Genomic DNA, 14228 nt, shown 5'->3' with positions numbered 1-14228 from the left:
GGCTTTGCTCAGTCGGTGTGGTGCCGGTCGGCGCGGTGGGACAGGCGCTCGGAGAAGGTTTCGGTCCAGGCGGCCGACTCCGATTCCTCGGTGGTCCCGGGCTTGCGCCGTCCCACCCTGGGGCTGCCCGCACCACCGCCCTGCTTCGCCCCGCCGGGTCTGGCCTGCATGGCCAGCACCCGCACACCCCAGGAGACATAGGCCTCCACGCTCATCCCCGCGCATTCGGCGGCATCGTTCAACGTGCGCCAGTCAGCCTCGCCCACCGTCACCACAATGTCCCTGCTCGCCATACCGGCCAACACTAGTCCCGAACTACCCGCGCTCGCGCCCACCACGCAGCCATCGAGCCGCCCGAAATGCCAACCAGCCCAGGCCGATCAGCAAGACCACGATCACCACGAACGCCACCACCGGCACCGCCAGCGCCAGGATCGTGAGCGCGAGCGAGGTGCCGTCCTCGGCCGTCGAGACCACCGGATTGCCCACGCCCGCAGTCGTTCCCGTGACGACCGGCCGCGCCACCGCCCGGCCGGCGTGCACACTGCCCGCGGTGACGGCGCCGAGAATCGCGGCGACCGCGGGCGGCAACTGCGCCGACAGGCTGGTCTCAGCCGCGAACAGAATCGCACCGGAGGCGGGCGCCACCAGCGTCCCGATGCCGTGCAGCGCCGAATCCAACGCCGGAATCTTGTCCCCCACGAGGTCGAGCAGGAATACCACCCCGATAACGATCAATGCCGGAGTAGACGACAGCCACCCGTACGAGCTGCCCAGATCGATCCACCCGACCCGGTCCGCGACCCCCACCACCAGCAGCGGCAACCAGGCATTGAGCCCCGCCGCCCCCGACAACCCGAACGCCCCGAGCACCGCCCCGACCGCCGCTGTGATCTCCATACGACCAGTCTGCCGCCCCAGCCGGCTCCGACCCGGCATTGAACCCGGGCGACCGGTTTCCCGGGTCGCTGTCAGCGCATGCGCGGCCGCCGGAACACCTCGGCGACAATCCGATCGCCCAGGCTCTCGGATACCCAGAAGCACTCGCCGCCCAGTTCCGCGGCGGCGCGGGCCACCTCGTCGATGGCGCTGTGGATATCGGCGGCGCCGAACCGGTTGAGCGCCAATTCGATCGTCCCGACCGGTTCGTACCGATCGATCTCGTCCCGGTAGAGCTCTCTGGCCATCGTCCTTCGCATCATGTCCGCACCCCGATTCCTACCGCGTCCTCAGGCCACGGTAGAGGAGACGGTGGGAGTCGCGCCGCAGGTGGGCGACAAGACGGGCGGCTGCCCGTCGCGCACTAGCATGCGGATGGTGAAGTTCCGAATTGCGTTCGTGTCGGTTCTGCTGCTGGCGGCGCTGCTGTGGGGTTTGGCGTGGTTGTTCGAGCACCCGGAAATTTTCGACTCCTGCGAACCGGTGCCGTGCCCGCCGGATGTTCTCGCAGAGCCCACGACGACGCCGCCCGCGCCGGGGGAATCCGCCGCGATCACAGCGATCGCATACAGATGCTGTGCATGAAAGCTCAGGTGAGGCCGGCGAGGATGGCGGCCAGTTCGCGGGACTGGAGGATTACGCCTACGTGGCCGGCCGGCAGGGTGTGGACGTCGAAGGGGTTGTCCGGGGTGAGGTGGTCGGCGTCGGTGATCATTTTGGCGGCGAGGGCCGGGGAGATGACGTTGTCGAGGGTCAGGCGGATGTAGGTGCGGGGGATGCGGCCCCAGGTGGCGGGGTCGACTCGGGCGTCGGCGAAGCTGGTGTGGGCGGCGTCCTCGGGTTGCATGCCGAAGTTGAGGAGGGGGAGCATCTGTTCGAGGGTGGCTTCGGGCATGTTGGTGCGGCGGAAGTCCTCGAGGGCTTCGGGGTCGGCCGAGCGGAGGTTGAAGCGGATGAGGCCGCGCGAGACCGGCTCCATACCCAGGAACAGGGAGTGGTCCGGGTTCGGGGTGGGGACGTCTTTCGAGGCTTCGGGAGTCTGGCTCAGGGCCATGGCGCTGGGCGCTTCCGGGGTGGCGGGGCAGAAGGCGGAGAGGTAGACGATGCGGTGGATGGCCTCGGGGATGGCATTGCCGACCAGGCCGATCGTAATGCCGCCGAGGCTGTGGCCGACCAGGATGACCGGGCCATGGGCACGTACCTGTCGCACGACGTCGATGACGTGGGCGACGTTGTCCTGCACCGTGATCGCGGACATCGGCGACGGCCCGGCGGCGAAGGCGGCCATGTCCTGCGCCTGGTAGGACAGCGGAAACGAGGCGCCGAGCCCGTGTCCGGGCAGATCCACCGGCAGGCTGCGGTGCCCGAGCAGAGCCAGTTCGCGAACCACCGGCGCCCAGTAGAAGCTGTTGCTCGTCAATCCGTGCACGAAGACGAATGTGGGAGCGGCGGTGGAATTTTCATGATTATTGCCAGCAAGATCGGACACCGGTCCCCCCGAGATCGAACGACGACAGACGCTCAGTTCTTTACCCACACCGGACGGCCGCCAACCCTTCTGGGACCATGAAGGCACGGCGTTACCCGAACTACGGGAAGGGTGAGCTTCGATGCGATTGGCGGGTAGTGCGTTACGGCTGACGATCTTCATCGGCGACAGCGACACCTGGCATCACAAACCGCTCTCGGCGGAGATCGTGCATCGCGCCCACCGCGCGGGGCTGGCGGGGGCGTCGGTCTTCCATGGCGTGGAAGGCTACGGCGCCACCTCTCTCATCCACACCAGCCGACTGCTGTCGCTGTCGCAGGACCTGCCGGTCGCCATCGTCATCGTCGATGATGAGCGGCGCATCCGCGAATTCCTGCCCCAACTCGACGAACTCGGCATCGAAGGGCTGGTCCTGCTCGACCCCGTCGAGGTCATCCGCTACGTCGCCGGGCAGCGCGCCGACGAGTGATTGCGCTGTTTGCTAAACTCTGCAATCAATACGGCGGCCGTCGGCAGGATTCCGCCATCAGCGGAAGGAGCGGCTCGGATGCCAGGGATGCAGCGGCCGCTCTATCAGATGAAGGCCGACTTCTTCAAGACGCTCGGACACCCCGTGCGTATTCGCGTGCTCGAGTTGCTCAGTCAGCGGGAGCATGCCGTATCCGAGATGCTGACCGAGATCGGGGTGGAGGCGGCGAATCTGTCGCAGCAGCTGTCGATTCTGCGGCGTGCCGGGCTGGTCACCGCGCGGCGCGAGGGGCTCTCGGTCACCTATGAGCTGACCTCCCCCAAGGTCGCGGAGCTGCTGGCGACGGCGCGCATCATCCTCACCAGCGTCGTCGCGGGCCAGGTCGAAGCGCTCGAAGAGCCCGCGTAACCGGATCTCGAACCTGCTATGCGGGGTGCGCGTGCGCCTGCTAGTTGCAGATTTTCTAAACTCAATACCTAGTGTTTCTGCGAAGGAGAATGCAGTCGTGACCGATGACCCCACCACCGCCGGGATCGCGCTGGCGCCGACCGACCACAAGGGCATCCTGGCTTGGGTCGCCGAGGTCGCCGAACTCACCGCGCCGGAGCGGATCGTCTACTGCGACGGCTCCCGCGAGGAGTGGGATCGACTCACCGAGGATCTGGTCGCGAAGGGCACGTTCGTGCCGCTACAGGCCAAACCGAACTCCTTCTGGTGCGTCTCCGATCCCGAGGATGTGGCGCGGGTGGAGGATCGGACCTTCATCTGCTCGGAGGAGCGCGGCGACGCCGGGCCGACCAACAACTGGGTGGATCCGGTGGACATGCGCACGGTCATGACCGAGCACTACCGGGGTTCCATGGCCGGTCGCGCCATGTACGTGATCGCGTTCTGCATGGGGCCGGTGGATGCGGAGGATCCCAAATACGGTGTGCAGATCACCGATTCGGAATACGTCGCGGTGTCGATGCAGATCATGACCCGGTCCGGCGCCCAGGTGTGGGAGAAGCTCACCGACGACACCGAATTCGTGAAGTGCCTGCATTCGGTGGGCGCACCGCTGAGCCCCGGCCAGCAGGATGTGCCGTGGCCGTGCGACAAGACCAAGTACATCTCCCACTTCCCCGAGCGCCGCGAGATCTGGTCCTACGGTTCGGGTTACGGCGGGAACGCGCTGCTGGGCAAGACCCACCAGGCTCGGCACCTTGATCCCGGCCCGCGCACCCGGGTTGTCCGTATGACCTGATTGCTAACATTAGCAACTCGCCTGGGCGGCGAGTAACTGCGGTGGCCGCGGGCGGTGGGGCTACTACAGTCGAGGGCGGAATGGCCGGCCGCTGCCGCGGGGCCGGCTCGATTGTTGATCAGGAGGGAATGGTTATGGGTGTCAGTCTGGCCAAGGGCGGGAATGTTTCGCTGTCGAAGCAGGCGCCGAATCTGACCGCGGTGGCGGTCGGGCTCGGCTGGGATGTGCGGTCCACCACCGGGACCGATTTCGATCTCGATGCCAGCGCGCTGGCGTGCGGACCGGATCAGAAGGTGTTGTCGGACCAGCATTTCGTGTTCTACAACAACCTGAAGTCGCCCGAGGGGAGCATCGAACACACCGGGGACAATCTCACCGGTGAGGGCGAGGGCGACGACGAGGTGATCAATGTCGATCTGGCCAATACGCCGCCGACCATCACCAATATCTTCTTCCCCGTCTCCATTCACGATGCGCAGGCGCGTCAGCAGTCCTTCGGCCAGGTGCGCAATGCCTTCATCCGCGTCGTGGATCGCAGCAATGGCGCCGAATTGGCGCGCTACGACCTCACCGAGGATGCCTCCACCGAGACGGCGATGGTGTTCGGCGAACTGTATCGCAATGGCGCGGAATGGAAGTTCCGCGCGATCGGGCAGGGTTACGCCGCGGGTCTGGCGGGGATCGCCCGCGATTACGGCGTCAATATCTGACCGGCGAGGTGACTGCCCGCTCCGGGGTAGGAGGCAGAGCGGGCAGTCGGGGGGCCGACGCGGTGTTGTTGGGGGTGTCGGCGCAGACGAATCTATTCGAGCAATTCGGCAGCATCCATGACCGTGGATGCCCTTGTTGCGACATCGAGTGCCCTTCGCCGCTTGCGAAGGTGGTGGCCGATGTATCCGCGCATCATGCGCCCGGTCCGTGAACGAAAGGCTCAATACGCTTCATGGGTAACAGCTGGCTACGTCGCCTGTCCCCCGCATCGAGCGATGGCGCTCACACGCTGGTGTGCTTCCCGCACGCCGGCGGCTCCGCAATCTCGTACGGCCCCTTGGCCGCAGCCGTCGGGCCGGACCACGAGGTGCTCGCCGTCCAATATCCGGGGCGACAGGACAGGCGGCGCGAACCGCTCGTGGGGAATATCGCGGACCTCGTCGACGGCTTGCTGCCCGAATTGAACGAAGCCCTCGGGGACGCCGGGGAATTCTCCTTGTTCGGCCACAGCATGGGATCGGTCGTGGCTTTCGAGACCTGCCGGCGACTCGAGCGGGAATTCGGCGCGAGCCCACGGGTTCTGTTCGCCTCGGGACGGCGCGCGCCATCGGCCGGGTTGCCCGAGATCCGAATGCACCTGCTGAGCGATCGGGAACTCGCCGGGCACCTGCTGGAATTCGGCGGCACCCCACCGGGTTTGCTCGAGGACCCGGAATTCCGGCAGTTGATTCTGTCGATCGTCAGGAACGACTACCGGGCCATCGAAACCTACGAATGCAGCACCGGCGCGCTGGTCGGCACCCCGATCGTCGCCCTGGTCGGCGACCGCGACCCCGACGCGAGCTTCGCGCAGATCGAGGGCTGGGCCGCACACACTTCGGGGTCCTTCGCCGCGAAATCCTTCCCCGGCGGCCACTTCTTCCTGGACGCGAACGCCCACCCGGTAGCCCAGGTGATCCGCGATCACAGCGCGCAGGCGCTGTTGAATTAGTAACCGGCGCAGGCCGACTCGGGTGAGCGAGTCGGCCTGCGCGGCGGTTTCGCGGTGGGTACGGCGGTGAATCAGTTCGTGCCGGATACCGATCCGAGGGTGATCAGTTGCGGCGCAGCGGAACCGCCGCAGCAGCCGCCCGCCTCCTCGGCGGTGGTGCCGGGCTCGTCGAACACGCCCGCGCCGCCGCAGACCCCGGTTTCGGGCAGGGTCAATTCCACCCGCGTCGCGGATTCGTGGTCGCCGGCCAGTTCGGCGGCGATGCTGCGGACCTGCTCGTATCCGGTCAGGGCGAGGAAGGTCGGGGCGCGGCCGTAGCTCTTCATCCCGGCCAGGTAGAACCCGGGTTCGGGGTGGGACAGTTCGGTCACGCCGTGCGGATACACGGTGCCGCAGGAGTGCACGTTCGGGTCGATGAGCGGGGCCAGGCGCACGGGAGCCTGCAGGACCGGGTCCAGGCCGAGGCGGATCTCCGACAGCCACGTCAGCTGCGGACGGAACCCGGTCAGGGTCACCACCGCATCCACGCCCTCGATGCGGGCGCCCGCCTCCGAAACCAGCGCGACACGACCGTCGTCACCGGATTCGACCGCGGCGGTGCGGAATCCGGTCACCACCTGGAGCAGTCCCCGATCGAGCGCCGCCTTGGCGCGCAGACCCAGCGCGCCGCGCGCGGGCAGCTGATCGGCGTCGCCGCCGCCGAAGGTATTGCCGACCTCACCGCGCCGCAGCACCCAGGTGATGCGAGTGCCGGGGGCCTGTTCGGCCAGGCCCGCCAGCGCCACGATGGCGGTGAGCGCCGAATGCCCGCTGCCCGCGATCACGGTGTGCGCGCCGGCGTAGCGGGCACGGACCCGCTCGTCGTCGAGATCGGGGACGCGGTAGGAGATCGCCTGTGCCGCAGCGGTTTCGCCGAGCGCGGGCAGGCCGTCGCCGCCGAGCGGATTGGGTCCGCCCCAGGTGCCCGAGGCGTCGATGACAGCGCGGGCGAGCAGGCGTTCCTCGCGGCCGTCGGCGTGGCGCACGCGCACGGTGAACGGTTCGCTGTCCCGCCCGGCGTCGACGACCCGGTCGCGGCCGCGCCGCGAGATGCCGGTGACCTCCACCCCGAGGCGCACGACGTCCTCGCCCAGGGCCTTCGCCAGTGGCGCCAGGTAGTCCGCGGCCCACTCACCGCCGGTCGGATACGAATCAGCCCGGGGTGCAACCCATCCGGCGGATTCGAGCAGCCGTCGCGCGGCGGGTGCGATCAGCTCGCCCCAGCGGGAGAACAGCCGCACGTGATTCCATTCCGCGACCGCGGCGCCGGCGGTGGCGCCGCGCTCGAACACCACCGGCGTCAGGCCGCGTTCGCGCAGTTCGGTCGCGGCGGCCAGGCCGATCGGTCCGGCGCCGACCACGACGACGGGCAACTCGTTCATCGGGACATCCTTTCATCGATACTCATCGATTTAATGCCCAGAACTGTATCGACGAACGTCGATGAAAGCAAGCATCGACGAATATCGATATAGTGGGATCATGACGTCGCTGGACATGCCGGTCGTCCGGACCGAGCACCGCGTGAACGCCCTCCCGATCGCGGATGCGACCACCTATGCGAGCTGGTTCGCCTGCCTGGCCGACCCCACCCGGGTGCGGCTGCTGCACCACGTCGCCGCCCAGCCCGCCGGTACGACCATCGGCGAGATCGCCGACGCCCTCGGGGTCGGGCAGCCGACGGTATCGCACCATGTGCGCAAGCTGGCCGATGTCGGATTCGTGACGATCCACAAGGACCGCACCAGCACGATCGTCGCGATCAACCCCGCGTGCTGCACCGGACTGCCGCACGCGGCCGACGTCGTCATGGGAGTGCTGCCGCCGCAGCCGTGCTGCCCCGCCGACATCCCCGACGATGTCACCGTCCGGGCGCTGGCCGACGACGATTGGGAGGCGGTGCTGCGCATCTACGGCGAGGGCATCGCCACCGGCAACGCCACCTTCGAAACCGAGGTCCCCGCCCGCGACCAACTCGATGCCACATGGCTGGCCGGGCACCGGTGGGTCGCCGAGATCGACGGCCGGGTCGTCGGATGGGCCGCGGCCACAGCGGCTTCCGCGCGCGAGTGCTATCGCGGGGTCGCCGAGACCTCGGTCTACGTCGCCGCGGGCATGCGCGGCCGCGGGGTCGGCAAGGCCCTGCTGCGCACCCAGGTCCTCGCGGCCGATCGGGACGGGCTGTGGACGCTGCAGAATTCGATCTTCCCGGAGAACCGGGCGAGCATCGCGCTGCATCATTCGGCCGGGTTCCGCACCGTCGGCGTGCGGGAACGCATCGCCCGGCTCGACGGGCAATGGCGCGACACCGTGCTACTGGAACGCCGGGGCGCGGGCTGCGCCTGATCCCGGGCCGCGGGTCGCTCGCCGGGCCGTTCACCGGATGTTTGCTTGCCTGCTGATTCGATATCCATCAATATCGATGCGTGTCTAAATCAGAGCTGCCGTTGACGGACGTGACCGCGCGGGACTGCGAGCCGACCGCCGTGATCGGCGAGCCGTTGACCGAGCCGCAGGCCGTCGCCCTGGCGGCCACGCTCAAGGCGCTGGCCGATCCGGTCCGGCTGCGGCTGCTCTCGATCATTGCCGGCCGCGCCGGGCGGGAAGCCTGCGTCTGCGATATCTCCGAGGGCTTCGACGTCTCCCAGCCGACCATCTCCCACCATTTGAAGGTGCTGCGCGAAGCCGGACTGCTGACCAGTGAACGCCGGGGTTCGTGGGTGTACTACCGGCTCGTGCCCTCCACCCTCGCGAGCTTGTCGCAGCTGCTGGATTACGCTGCCGTCGAGTCGGTCTCGTGATCGCCCTCCCCCGCCGCCTGCTGGCCGAATTCGTCGGCACGGCCGCGCTCGTCGCCATTGTCGTCGGCTCCGGCATTGCCGCCGGGCAACTCTCGCCCGGCGATACCGGGGTGCAGCTGCTGGAGAACTCCACCGCCACCGTGCTCGGACTCGGCGTGCTGATCCTGGTCCTCGGCCCGGTCTCCGGCGCGCATTTCAATCCGGTTGTCTCCGCGGCCGACTGGTGGGCCGGCCGTCGCCACGGCACCGGACTCACCTTGCCCGAGGTAGCCGCGTACACATGCGCCCAGATCGGCGGCGGCGTCACCGGCGCGATCCTGGCCAATGCGATGTTCGATCTGCCGGCCTGGCAGATCTCCGCCCACGACCGCATCACCACCGGCCACCTCATCGGCGAAATCGTCGCCACCGCCGGCCTGATCGCGGTCATCTTCGCCCTCGCCCGCAGCGGCCGGGCCGCCCTCTCCGCCGCCGCGGTCGCCGCCTATATCGGCGCCGCCTACTGGTTCACCAGCTCCACCAGCTTCGCCAACCCCGCCGTCACCCTCGGCCGCATCTTCTCCGACACCTTCGCCGGTATCGCCCCCGCCAGCGCCCCCGCCTTCATCGCCGCCCAAATCCTCGGCGCCGCAGCCGGACTCGCATTGATCACGGTCCTCTACCCCCACCCCGCCGAAATCGCCGACCAGGTCGTCGTCCCCCACCCCCGGAAAGGTGTTCACCCACCCATGGACTCCAAGCCCAGCGTCCTGTTCGTCTGCGTCCACAATGCCGGCCGCTCACAAATGGCCCAGGGTTTCCTCACCCACCTCGCCGGCGACGCCATCGAAGTCCGCTCCGCCGGATCCGCCCCCGCCGACACCCTCAACCCCGCCGCAGTCCAAGCCATGGCCGAACTCGGCATCGACATCACCGCCCAAACCCCGAAAATCCTCACCCCCGACACCGTCGAATCCTCCACCGTCGTCATCACCATGGGCTGCGGCGACACCTGCCCCTACTTCCCCGGCGTCGACTACCGCGACTGGCAACTCGACGACCCGGCGGGCAAGGGCCTCGACGCCGTACGCCCCATCCGCGACGAAATCCGCACCCGCGTCGAACATCTCATCAAGGAACTCGTGCCCAGGTGAGCTCGCTGTCGCCCGGCCGGTCCTTGCGCCTATTTCCTTCGAACCCTGCGCGGCCGGTCATGTGCGTGCGGCCGTGCGTGCGAGCCTCCATTCCCACACCTCGCGGATCGCGACTGCCATGAGGATCACCACCAGAGTGGCAACGGGTTGGAGGGAGAAGCCCGAGTGCCCGCGTGGCAGCGCGAGCCAGATGAGCGCCCCGGCCGCGAATGGCACTGCCACGGTGACGATTCCGGCGGCCAGCCGCCCGGCCGTGACAGCCGCGGCGATCGCCGCCAGCACCAGCAGGCAGAACGCGGTCAGCGAGACGGCGCCCATGGCGTCGAACCCGTTCGACGGCAGGTAGTCCGCGTACCGGCGCGGCTGATCGGACAGGGGCGTGTAGGCCGTCCACCCGAAGTCGTCCTGCACATCGTCACCGAGCCAGGTAATGCCTCCCGCCAGCATGGTTGCCACGACGAAGGCCCACCACGCGACATGGCCCGCGATGTGCGCTGCACGAAAGACCTGGTATCGGGACATGTACTGCAACCTAGGCCAGTGGCAGCGGGCAGGACTGCGGAGACGCTACGACTCGCCGGTTCGGACTGCCCGCAATCGCCGGACTCCGCTGGGGGCGCCGGGCTGGTTCGAGTTGAGTGCGACCCCAAACGTGTAGTGCCACACTGGCGTTCATGACGGTGTTGTTCGTGGACGGCTGGTATGGACCGGAGCCGCAGGATTGGCAGTCGATCTGGTGCGAGCGCCTTCCCGATGCGGTCCGGGTGGCGCAGGATGACTGGGACAAGCCCCGGCGCGGGGCGTGGGTGGCTCGGTTGGATGAGGCAATCGGGCGGTGTCGCCGGCCGCCGGTGCTGGTCGGCCACAGCCTCGGCTGCCTGACGATCGCGCACTGGGTCGGCGCCGGCGGCAATCGGCCGGTGCGCGGCGCGCTGCTGGTGACGCCGGCGGACGTGGAGGAGAATCCCGAGCCGGAGGTTCGCGGGTTCGATCCGATTCCCCGTGTGGCGCTTCCCTTTCCCTCGATCCTGGCGGCCAGTCGCGATGACCGGTGGATGACGCCCGGCCGGGCGGCGTCCCTCGCGGCCTCCTGGGGCGCACGCCTGGTCGACATCGGCGCCGTCGGACATCTCACCGGGGCCCACGGCCCCTGGCCCGAAGGCGAAGTCCTCCTCGCCGAATTGCTCGCCGATCCGGCCTCGTGCCCCTCGTGATCCCGCGCAGGCATGTGAAACGACGTCGACCGGGAACTGGTGGCGGCAAAGCCCGAGAAGGGGCCGCCACCAGTTCCCGGTCGATGGTGTTTCAAACCGATCCGGGGGCGACACGCGCGCGTACGCTGTGCTCGTCGCGGAACTTCGTGTTGTTCTGGTTCGCGGATTCGGTGTCGATGTTCGGGACCTATGTCACGGCGCAGGCTTTGCAGTTGCTCGCGGTGCTGACGCTCGGCGCGTCGGCCTTCGAACTCGGGATTCTGCGGGCGGCACACTGGTTGCCCTACTTGCTGTTCGGGCTGCTCGCCGGGGTCTTCGTCGATCGGTGCCGGCGCAAGCCGATTCTGGTGGGCGCGGACCTCGCCCGCGCGGTGCTGCTGGCCCTCATTCCGCTCCTGGTCCTCACTCAGGTGCTGACGGTCCGGATACTGATCGTGCTCGTGCTGGCTGTCGGGCTGGTGTCGTTGGTCTACGACGCGGCCCATCGGTCGTTCCTGCCGGGACTGGTTCCCAGATCGCTACTGGTACAGGCCAATGCGCGGCTCGAGCAGTCCGCGGCGGTCGCTCAGGTCGGCGGGCAGGTGATTCCCTTGGCGCACAGTGGAACCGCTGGCTTCACCCTCCTGTGTGCGGCACAGTTCGTCTTCTGGCTTTCCGTCGGCATCGACAGCCCGCTCGAGATGAGTTACCAGCAATCGATCACACCGGACCGGCTGCTGGGCCGAACGAGCGCGACCATCCGCTCCCTCAACCGCGGCGCCATAGTGATCGGCGCCCCGCTCGGTGGTCTGCTCGCCGCCTGGGCGGGGACCCGTGCCGCCCTGTGGACGGCCGTCGCAGGTCTCGTTCTGGCAGCACTGTCATTGACTGTCTCCGGCTTCCGTCATGTCCGGCTCGACCACGCCGCCACCTGAGCATGCGCGGGCCGAGTCGCGTGCGTCCTGCCACGGGGCCACCGCAAAACCTGTTGTCGAACCGCGACGGCCGCTGCTACCGTGCCGGAGGCCGTGCAAGACCGAGGAGGTGGTACCCGTGAACGCAGTATCGACGTGGGTGCTCCCCTGCGGGGTCACGGTCGGGCGATAGGTCGTCCGGGAGCGCCGTTCTACCGCACTCCCGAAAGGCACGACCATGCACTTCACTTCCGAACAGCGCCTCGATGACGGCAGCCTGCTCGAGCGCGCATTCACCCTCGGCGAGGTCCCCGGCATCCTGTGGACACCCGCGTCCACATCCGCACCGGTGCCGCTGATTCTGCTCGGCCAGCCCGGCGGTCTCGGACTGCGCACGATGTACCCGCGATTGCTGGCCAGGGCCCGCTACGCCGTGGCCGGGGGCTTCGCCGCGGCCACCATCGAACTCCCCGGCAGCGGTGAACGACCCCGTTCCGCCGCCGCCGATCAGGCCGGCGCCGACCTGCGCCGCGCGCTGGCCGCCGCTGAACCGGTCACCGACGACATCATCGATCGCCTTATCCTCCCACTGGTCGACCAGGCGGTCCCGGAATGGCAGGCCACCCTCGACGCCCTCCTCGCGCTGCCCGAGATCGGCGGTCCGGTCGGATATTCGGGCGGGGTGATCTCCGTCGGCACCCGCCTCGCGGTGGTCGAGCCACGCATCTCCGCCGCCGTCCTGTTCGCGGGCAGCTTCGTCCCTCGCGCCATCCTCGAACAGGCCCGCCAGGTCACCATCCCGCTGCATGTTCTGCTGCAGTGGGACGACGAAGGAAACGACCGGCAGCGGTCTCTCGACCTGTTCGACGCCTTCGGTTCCAAGGAGAAGACGCTCAACGCCAACATGGGCGGGCATACCGGCGTCCCGCAACACGCAGGCGAGGAAGCGGGCCGGTTCTTCACCCGGCACCTGAAGTGATTCCGGCCCGCTGTCGGCCTCCGCCAGGCACATACGACAACCACAGCCGGGCGGCCGGGACCTCCGGCATGTGAAACGACAGCGACCGGGAACTGATGGCGGCGAAGTCCGAGAAGGAGCCGCCATCAGTTCCCGGTCGATGGTGTTTCAAATTGGGATGCGGTTGATTCGGAATCACGGGGTCGTTACGGCAGGAGCGGGCGGGATCGGGCGGGTGGTATCAGGTCGCTTTCGCTGACGGTGTAGGTGAGCGGGGGGTAGGTGAAGTTTGTTTCGTTGTTCTCGCGGCGCCGGAGTTGGTAGAACTCGCGTTGCTGGTCGTCGTCGGCGAGGGTGAGGCGGGGGCCCTGGGGGAGGTAGGGGTGGCCTTCGTGGAAGTGGAGGAGGGTTTTCGATGTTCGGAAGGTTATGCCCAGCCATTGGTTGTCCGGGAGGTGGGCGGGGGTGGGTAGGACGATCTTGTGTATGAGTCGGCGGTTCGAGGCGACGGAGAATGTGACGACGCTGTGGTGGGTCAGGGGGAATTCGAATCTTTCCGGGAAGCCCTTTGGTTCGACGATCAGCATTCTTGGTGGGGTGGCTTCTGGGTGCCGGTAGCAGGAGAAGAGGGCGATGAACGATTCGTCGGCCAGGTCCAGGGCCTGGTCGGAATGGCTGCCCATGGTGGTGTAGGCGTTCGTGTAGGTCTCGAGTAGAGCGTTGTTGAAGGCGAGTGGGAGTCCGGCTTGCGTTCGGATCCGGTGGGCCGGGCGCTCGTGGATGGCGCGGAAGGGCTGGGGTGGGTTGCGGTATCGGGTGGTGGTGCGGACGAGGGGTATGCGGCCTGCCGCATCGGGTTTGGTGAGGGTGGCGCCTCGGCGGCCTTTTCCCAGGTCCGGGGTGGGCGGCCCGAGCTGCACCAGGTCTCCGTTCCTGGCGAGGAAGGTCTGGCCGTCCTTGTGGACGGCTTCTGTGTTGGAGCAGCGCACCACGTATCCGAGGCGGGTCGGCAGCAGTTCGGCGTCCAATGTCGAGGGCCGGATCTCGTGGGTCTACAGGCGATTGGTGGACAGCGGCATGAAGAAGACGGAGCCGGGATAGAGGGTCAAGTCGAATTGTGCAGGGAGCGTGCGGCTGTCGCGCTCTTCGACCGAATCCTTGAGGCGGAAGCGAAGTTCGGTCAGTCCGCTGATGCGCTGCACGCCGTAGTCGAAGGCGTCGCCGGTCAGGGGCCGCAGCTTGTCGAGGCCGTCGTAGAAGGTGCAGAAGGCCATGATGCCGTTGACGGGCATGCCAATTCCTCCGGCGTGATCGCGGACCCGAAGAAGTCCCCGACAATTCGCTG

19 protein-coding genes and 2 pseudogenes are annotated in these 14228 nt (G+C 67.9%); 13 read left to right on the top strand and 8 right to left on the bottom strand.

Going from position 1 to position 14228, the window contains the following annotated elements; all coding sequences use genetic code 11:
- Positions 1-8: 8 nt before the first annotated feature.
- The 3 genes from ACYQ5L_RS16910 to ACYQ5L_RS16900 form a co-directional block, all read right to left on the bottom strand.
- Positions 9-293 (bottom strand): hypothetical protein, encoded by a 285-nt coding sequence (locus ACYQ5L_RS16910; RefSeq protein ID WP_459958652.1) that lies wholly within the window; start codon positions 291-293, stop codon positions 9-11.
- A 22-nt stretch (positions 294-315) separates the two neighbouring features.
- Positions 316-900 carry a DUF4126 domain-containing protein gene (locus ACYQ5L_RS16905; protein WP_459958651.1) on the bottom strand — a complete coding sequence of 195 codons (585 nt, stop codon included), beginning with the start codon at positions 898-900 and terminating at the stop codon, positions 316-318.
- Between the two features lie 71 nt (positions 901-971).
- Complete coding sequence (locus ACYQ5L_RS16900; protein ID WP_459958650.1) at positions 972-1202, bottom strand: hypothetical protein; 231 nt, start codon at positions 1200-1202, stop codon at positions 972-974.
- Positions 1203-1269: 67 nt separating this feature from the next.
- Between ACYQ5L_RS16900 and ACYQ5L_RS16895 the strand changes: the two genes are divergently transcribed.
- Positions 1270-1524: a hypothetical protein gene (locus ACYQ5L_RS16895; RefSeq protein ID WP_459958649.1), complete on the top strand. Its 255-nt coding sequence runs from the start codon at positions 1270-1272 to the stop codon at positions 1522-1524.
- A 4-nt stretch (positions 1525-1528) separates the two neighbouring features.
- On the opposite strand, the gene ACYQ5L_RS16890 is transcribed toward ACYQ5L_RS16895, so the two are convergent.
- Positions 1529-2590 carry an alpha/beta hydrolase gene (locus ACYQ5L_RS16890; protein WP_459958648.1) on the bottom strand — a complete coding sequence of 354 codons (1062 nt, stop codon included), beginning with the start codon at positions 2588-2590 and terminating at the stop codon, positions 1529-1531.
- On the opposite strand from ACYQ5L_RS16890, the gene ACYQ5L_RS16885 reads away from it, so the two are divergent.
- The 5 genes and pseudogenes from ACYQ5L_RS16885 to ACYQ5L_RS16865 all read left to right on the top strand — a co-directional run bounded on the left by ACYQ5L_RS16885 (position 2550) and on the right by ACYQ5L_RS16865 (position 5845).
- Positions 2550-2897 carry a DUF190 domain-containing protein gene (locus tag ACYQ5L_RS16885; protein WP_459958647.1) on the top strand — a complete coding sequence of 116 codons (348 nt, stop codon included), beginning with the start codon at positions 2550-2552 and terminating at the stop codon, positions 2895-2897. The genes ACYQ5L_RS16890 and ACYQ5L_RS16885 overlap by 41 nt on opposite strands.
- 78 nt (positions 2898-2975) lie before the next feature.
- Entirely contained in the window at positions 2976-3305 is a 330-nt protein-coding gene (locus ACYQ5L_RS16880; RefSeq protein WP_459958646.1) for an ArsR/SmtB family transcription factor, read from the top strand.
- 97 nt (positions 3306-3402) lie between these two features.
- Positions 3403-4083 (top strand): annotated as a pseudogene (locus ACYQ5L_RS16875) (phosphoenolpyruvate carboxykinase (GTP)); the annotation flags it as partial.
- Positions 4084-4277: 194 nt separating this feature from the next.
- Entirely contained in the window at positions 4278-4853 is a 576-nt protein-coding gene (locus ACYQ5L_RS16870) for a TerD family protein (protein WP_459958645.1), read from the top strand.
- A 233-nt stretch (positions 4854-5086) separates the two neighbouring features.
- Positions 5087-5845 (top strand): thioesterase II family protein, encoded by a 759-nt coding sequence (locus ACYQ5L_RS16865; protein ID WP_459958644.1) that lies wholly within the window; start codon positions 5087-5089, stop codon positions 5843-5845.
- Between the two features lie 71 nt (positions 5846-5916).
- Here the strand turns inward: ACYQ5L_RS16865 and ACYQ5L_RS16860 are convergent, their stop codons facing one another.
- Positions 5917-7266, bottom strand: coding sequence for an NAD(P)-binding domain-containing protein (locus ACYQ5L_RS16860; RefSeq protein ID WP_459958643.1), 1350 nt, complete (start codon positions 7264-7266; stop codon positions 5917-5919).
- 100 nt (positions 7267-7366) lie between these two features.
- Here ACYQ5L_RS16860 and ACYQ5L_RS16855 point away from each other — a divergent pair, with 100 nt between their 5' ends.
- From ACYQ5L_RS16855 to ACYQ5L_RS16840, 4 genes and pseudogenes are all read left to right on the top strand, one after another.
- Positions 7367-8230: a helix-turn-helix domain-containing GNAT family N-acetyltransferase gene (locus tag ACYQ5L_RS16855; RefSeq protein ID WP_459958642.1), complete on the top strand. Its 864-nt coding sequence runs from the start codon at positions 7367-7369 to the stop codon at positions 8228-8230.
- Between the two features lie 80 nt (positions 8231-8310).
- A complete protein-coding gene (locus ACYQ5L_RS16850) occupies positions 8311-8685 on the top strand; it encodes an ArsR/SmtB family transcription factor (RefSeq protein ID WP_459958641.1) in 375 nt (124 codons plus the stop codon).
- Positions 8682-9389 (top strand): annotated as a pseudogene (locus ACYQ5L_RS16845) (aquaporin); the annotation flags it as partial. The gene ACYQ5L_RS16850 and the pseudogene ACYQ5L_RS16845, both read left to right, overlap by 4 nt.
- 24 nt (positions 9390-9413) lie before the next feature.
- On the top strand, positions 9414-9818 hold the full coding sequence (locus tag ACYQ5L_RS16840) for an arsenate reductase ArsC (protein ID WP_459963445.1): 405 nt from the start codon (positions 9414-9416) through the stop codon (positions 9816-9818).
- 57 nt (positions 9819-9875) lie between these two features.
- Here ACYQ5L_RS16840 and ACYQ5L_RS16835 read toward each other — a convergent pair whose 3' ends face one another.
- The gene (locus tag ACYQ5L_RS16835; protein WP_459958640.1) at positions 9876-10340 is read right to left on the bottom strand and encodes a hypothetical protein; all 465 of its coding nucleotides are present in this window, start codon (positions 10338-10340) and stop codon (positions 9876-9878) included.
- 152 nt (positions 10341-10492) lie between these two features.
- Between ACYQ5L_RS16835 and ACYQ5L_RS16830 the strand changes: the two genes are divergently transcribed.
- The 3 genes from ACYQ5L_RS16830 to ACYQ5L_RS16820 all read left to right on the top strand — a co-directional run bounded on the left by ACYQ5L_RS16830 (position 10493) and on the right by ACYQ5L_RS16820 (position 12904).
- Positions 10493-11032: an RBBP9/YdeN family alpha/beta hydrolase gene (locus ACYQ5L_RS16830; protein WP_459958639.1), complete on the top strand. Its 540-nt coding sequence runs from the start codon at positions 10493-10495 to the stop codon at positions 11030-11032.
- A 146-nt stretch (positions 11033-11178) separates the two neighbouring features.
- Complete coding sequence (locus ACYQ5L_RS16825) at positions 11179-11946, top strand: MFS transporter (protein WP_459958638.1); 768 nt, start codon at positions 11179-11181, stop codon at positions 11944-11946.
- A 217-nt stretch (positions 11947-12163) separates the two neighbouring features.
- Entirely contained in the window at positions 12164-12904 is a 741-nt protein-coding gene (locus tag ACYQ5L_RS16820) for a dienelactone hydrolase family protein (RefSeq protein ID WP_459958637.1), read from the top strand.
- 185 nt (positions 12905-13089) lie between these two features.
- On the opposite strand, the gene ACYQ5L_RS16815 is transcribed toward ACYQ5L_RS16820, so the two are convergent.
- Together ACYQ5L_RS16815 and ACYQ5L_RS16810 are read right to left on the bottom strand one after the other, a co-directional pair.
- Positions 13090-13911 (bottom strand): hypothetical protein, encoded by an 822-nt coding sequence (locus ACYQ5L_RS16815; protein ID WP_459958636.1) that lies wholly within the window; start codon positions 13909-13911, stop codon positions 13090-13092.
- Positions 13912-13935: 24 nt separating this feature from the next.
- Positions 13936-14175, bottom strand: a complete 240-nt coding sequence (locus ACYQ5L_RS16810; protein WP_459958635.1) for a hypothetical protein — start codon at positions 14173-14175, stop codon at positions 13936-13938.
- Positions 14176-14228: the final 53 nt, after the last annotated feature.

It is taken from the genome of Nocardia sp. IFM 10818, from assembly GCF_054655275.1.
The sequence above is the reverse complement of the archived record's forward strand: the minus strand, read 5'-3'. Positions and strand labels throughout refer to the sequence as shown.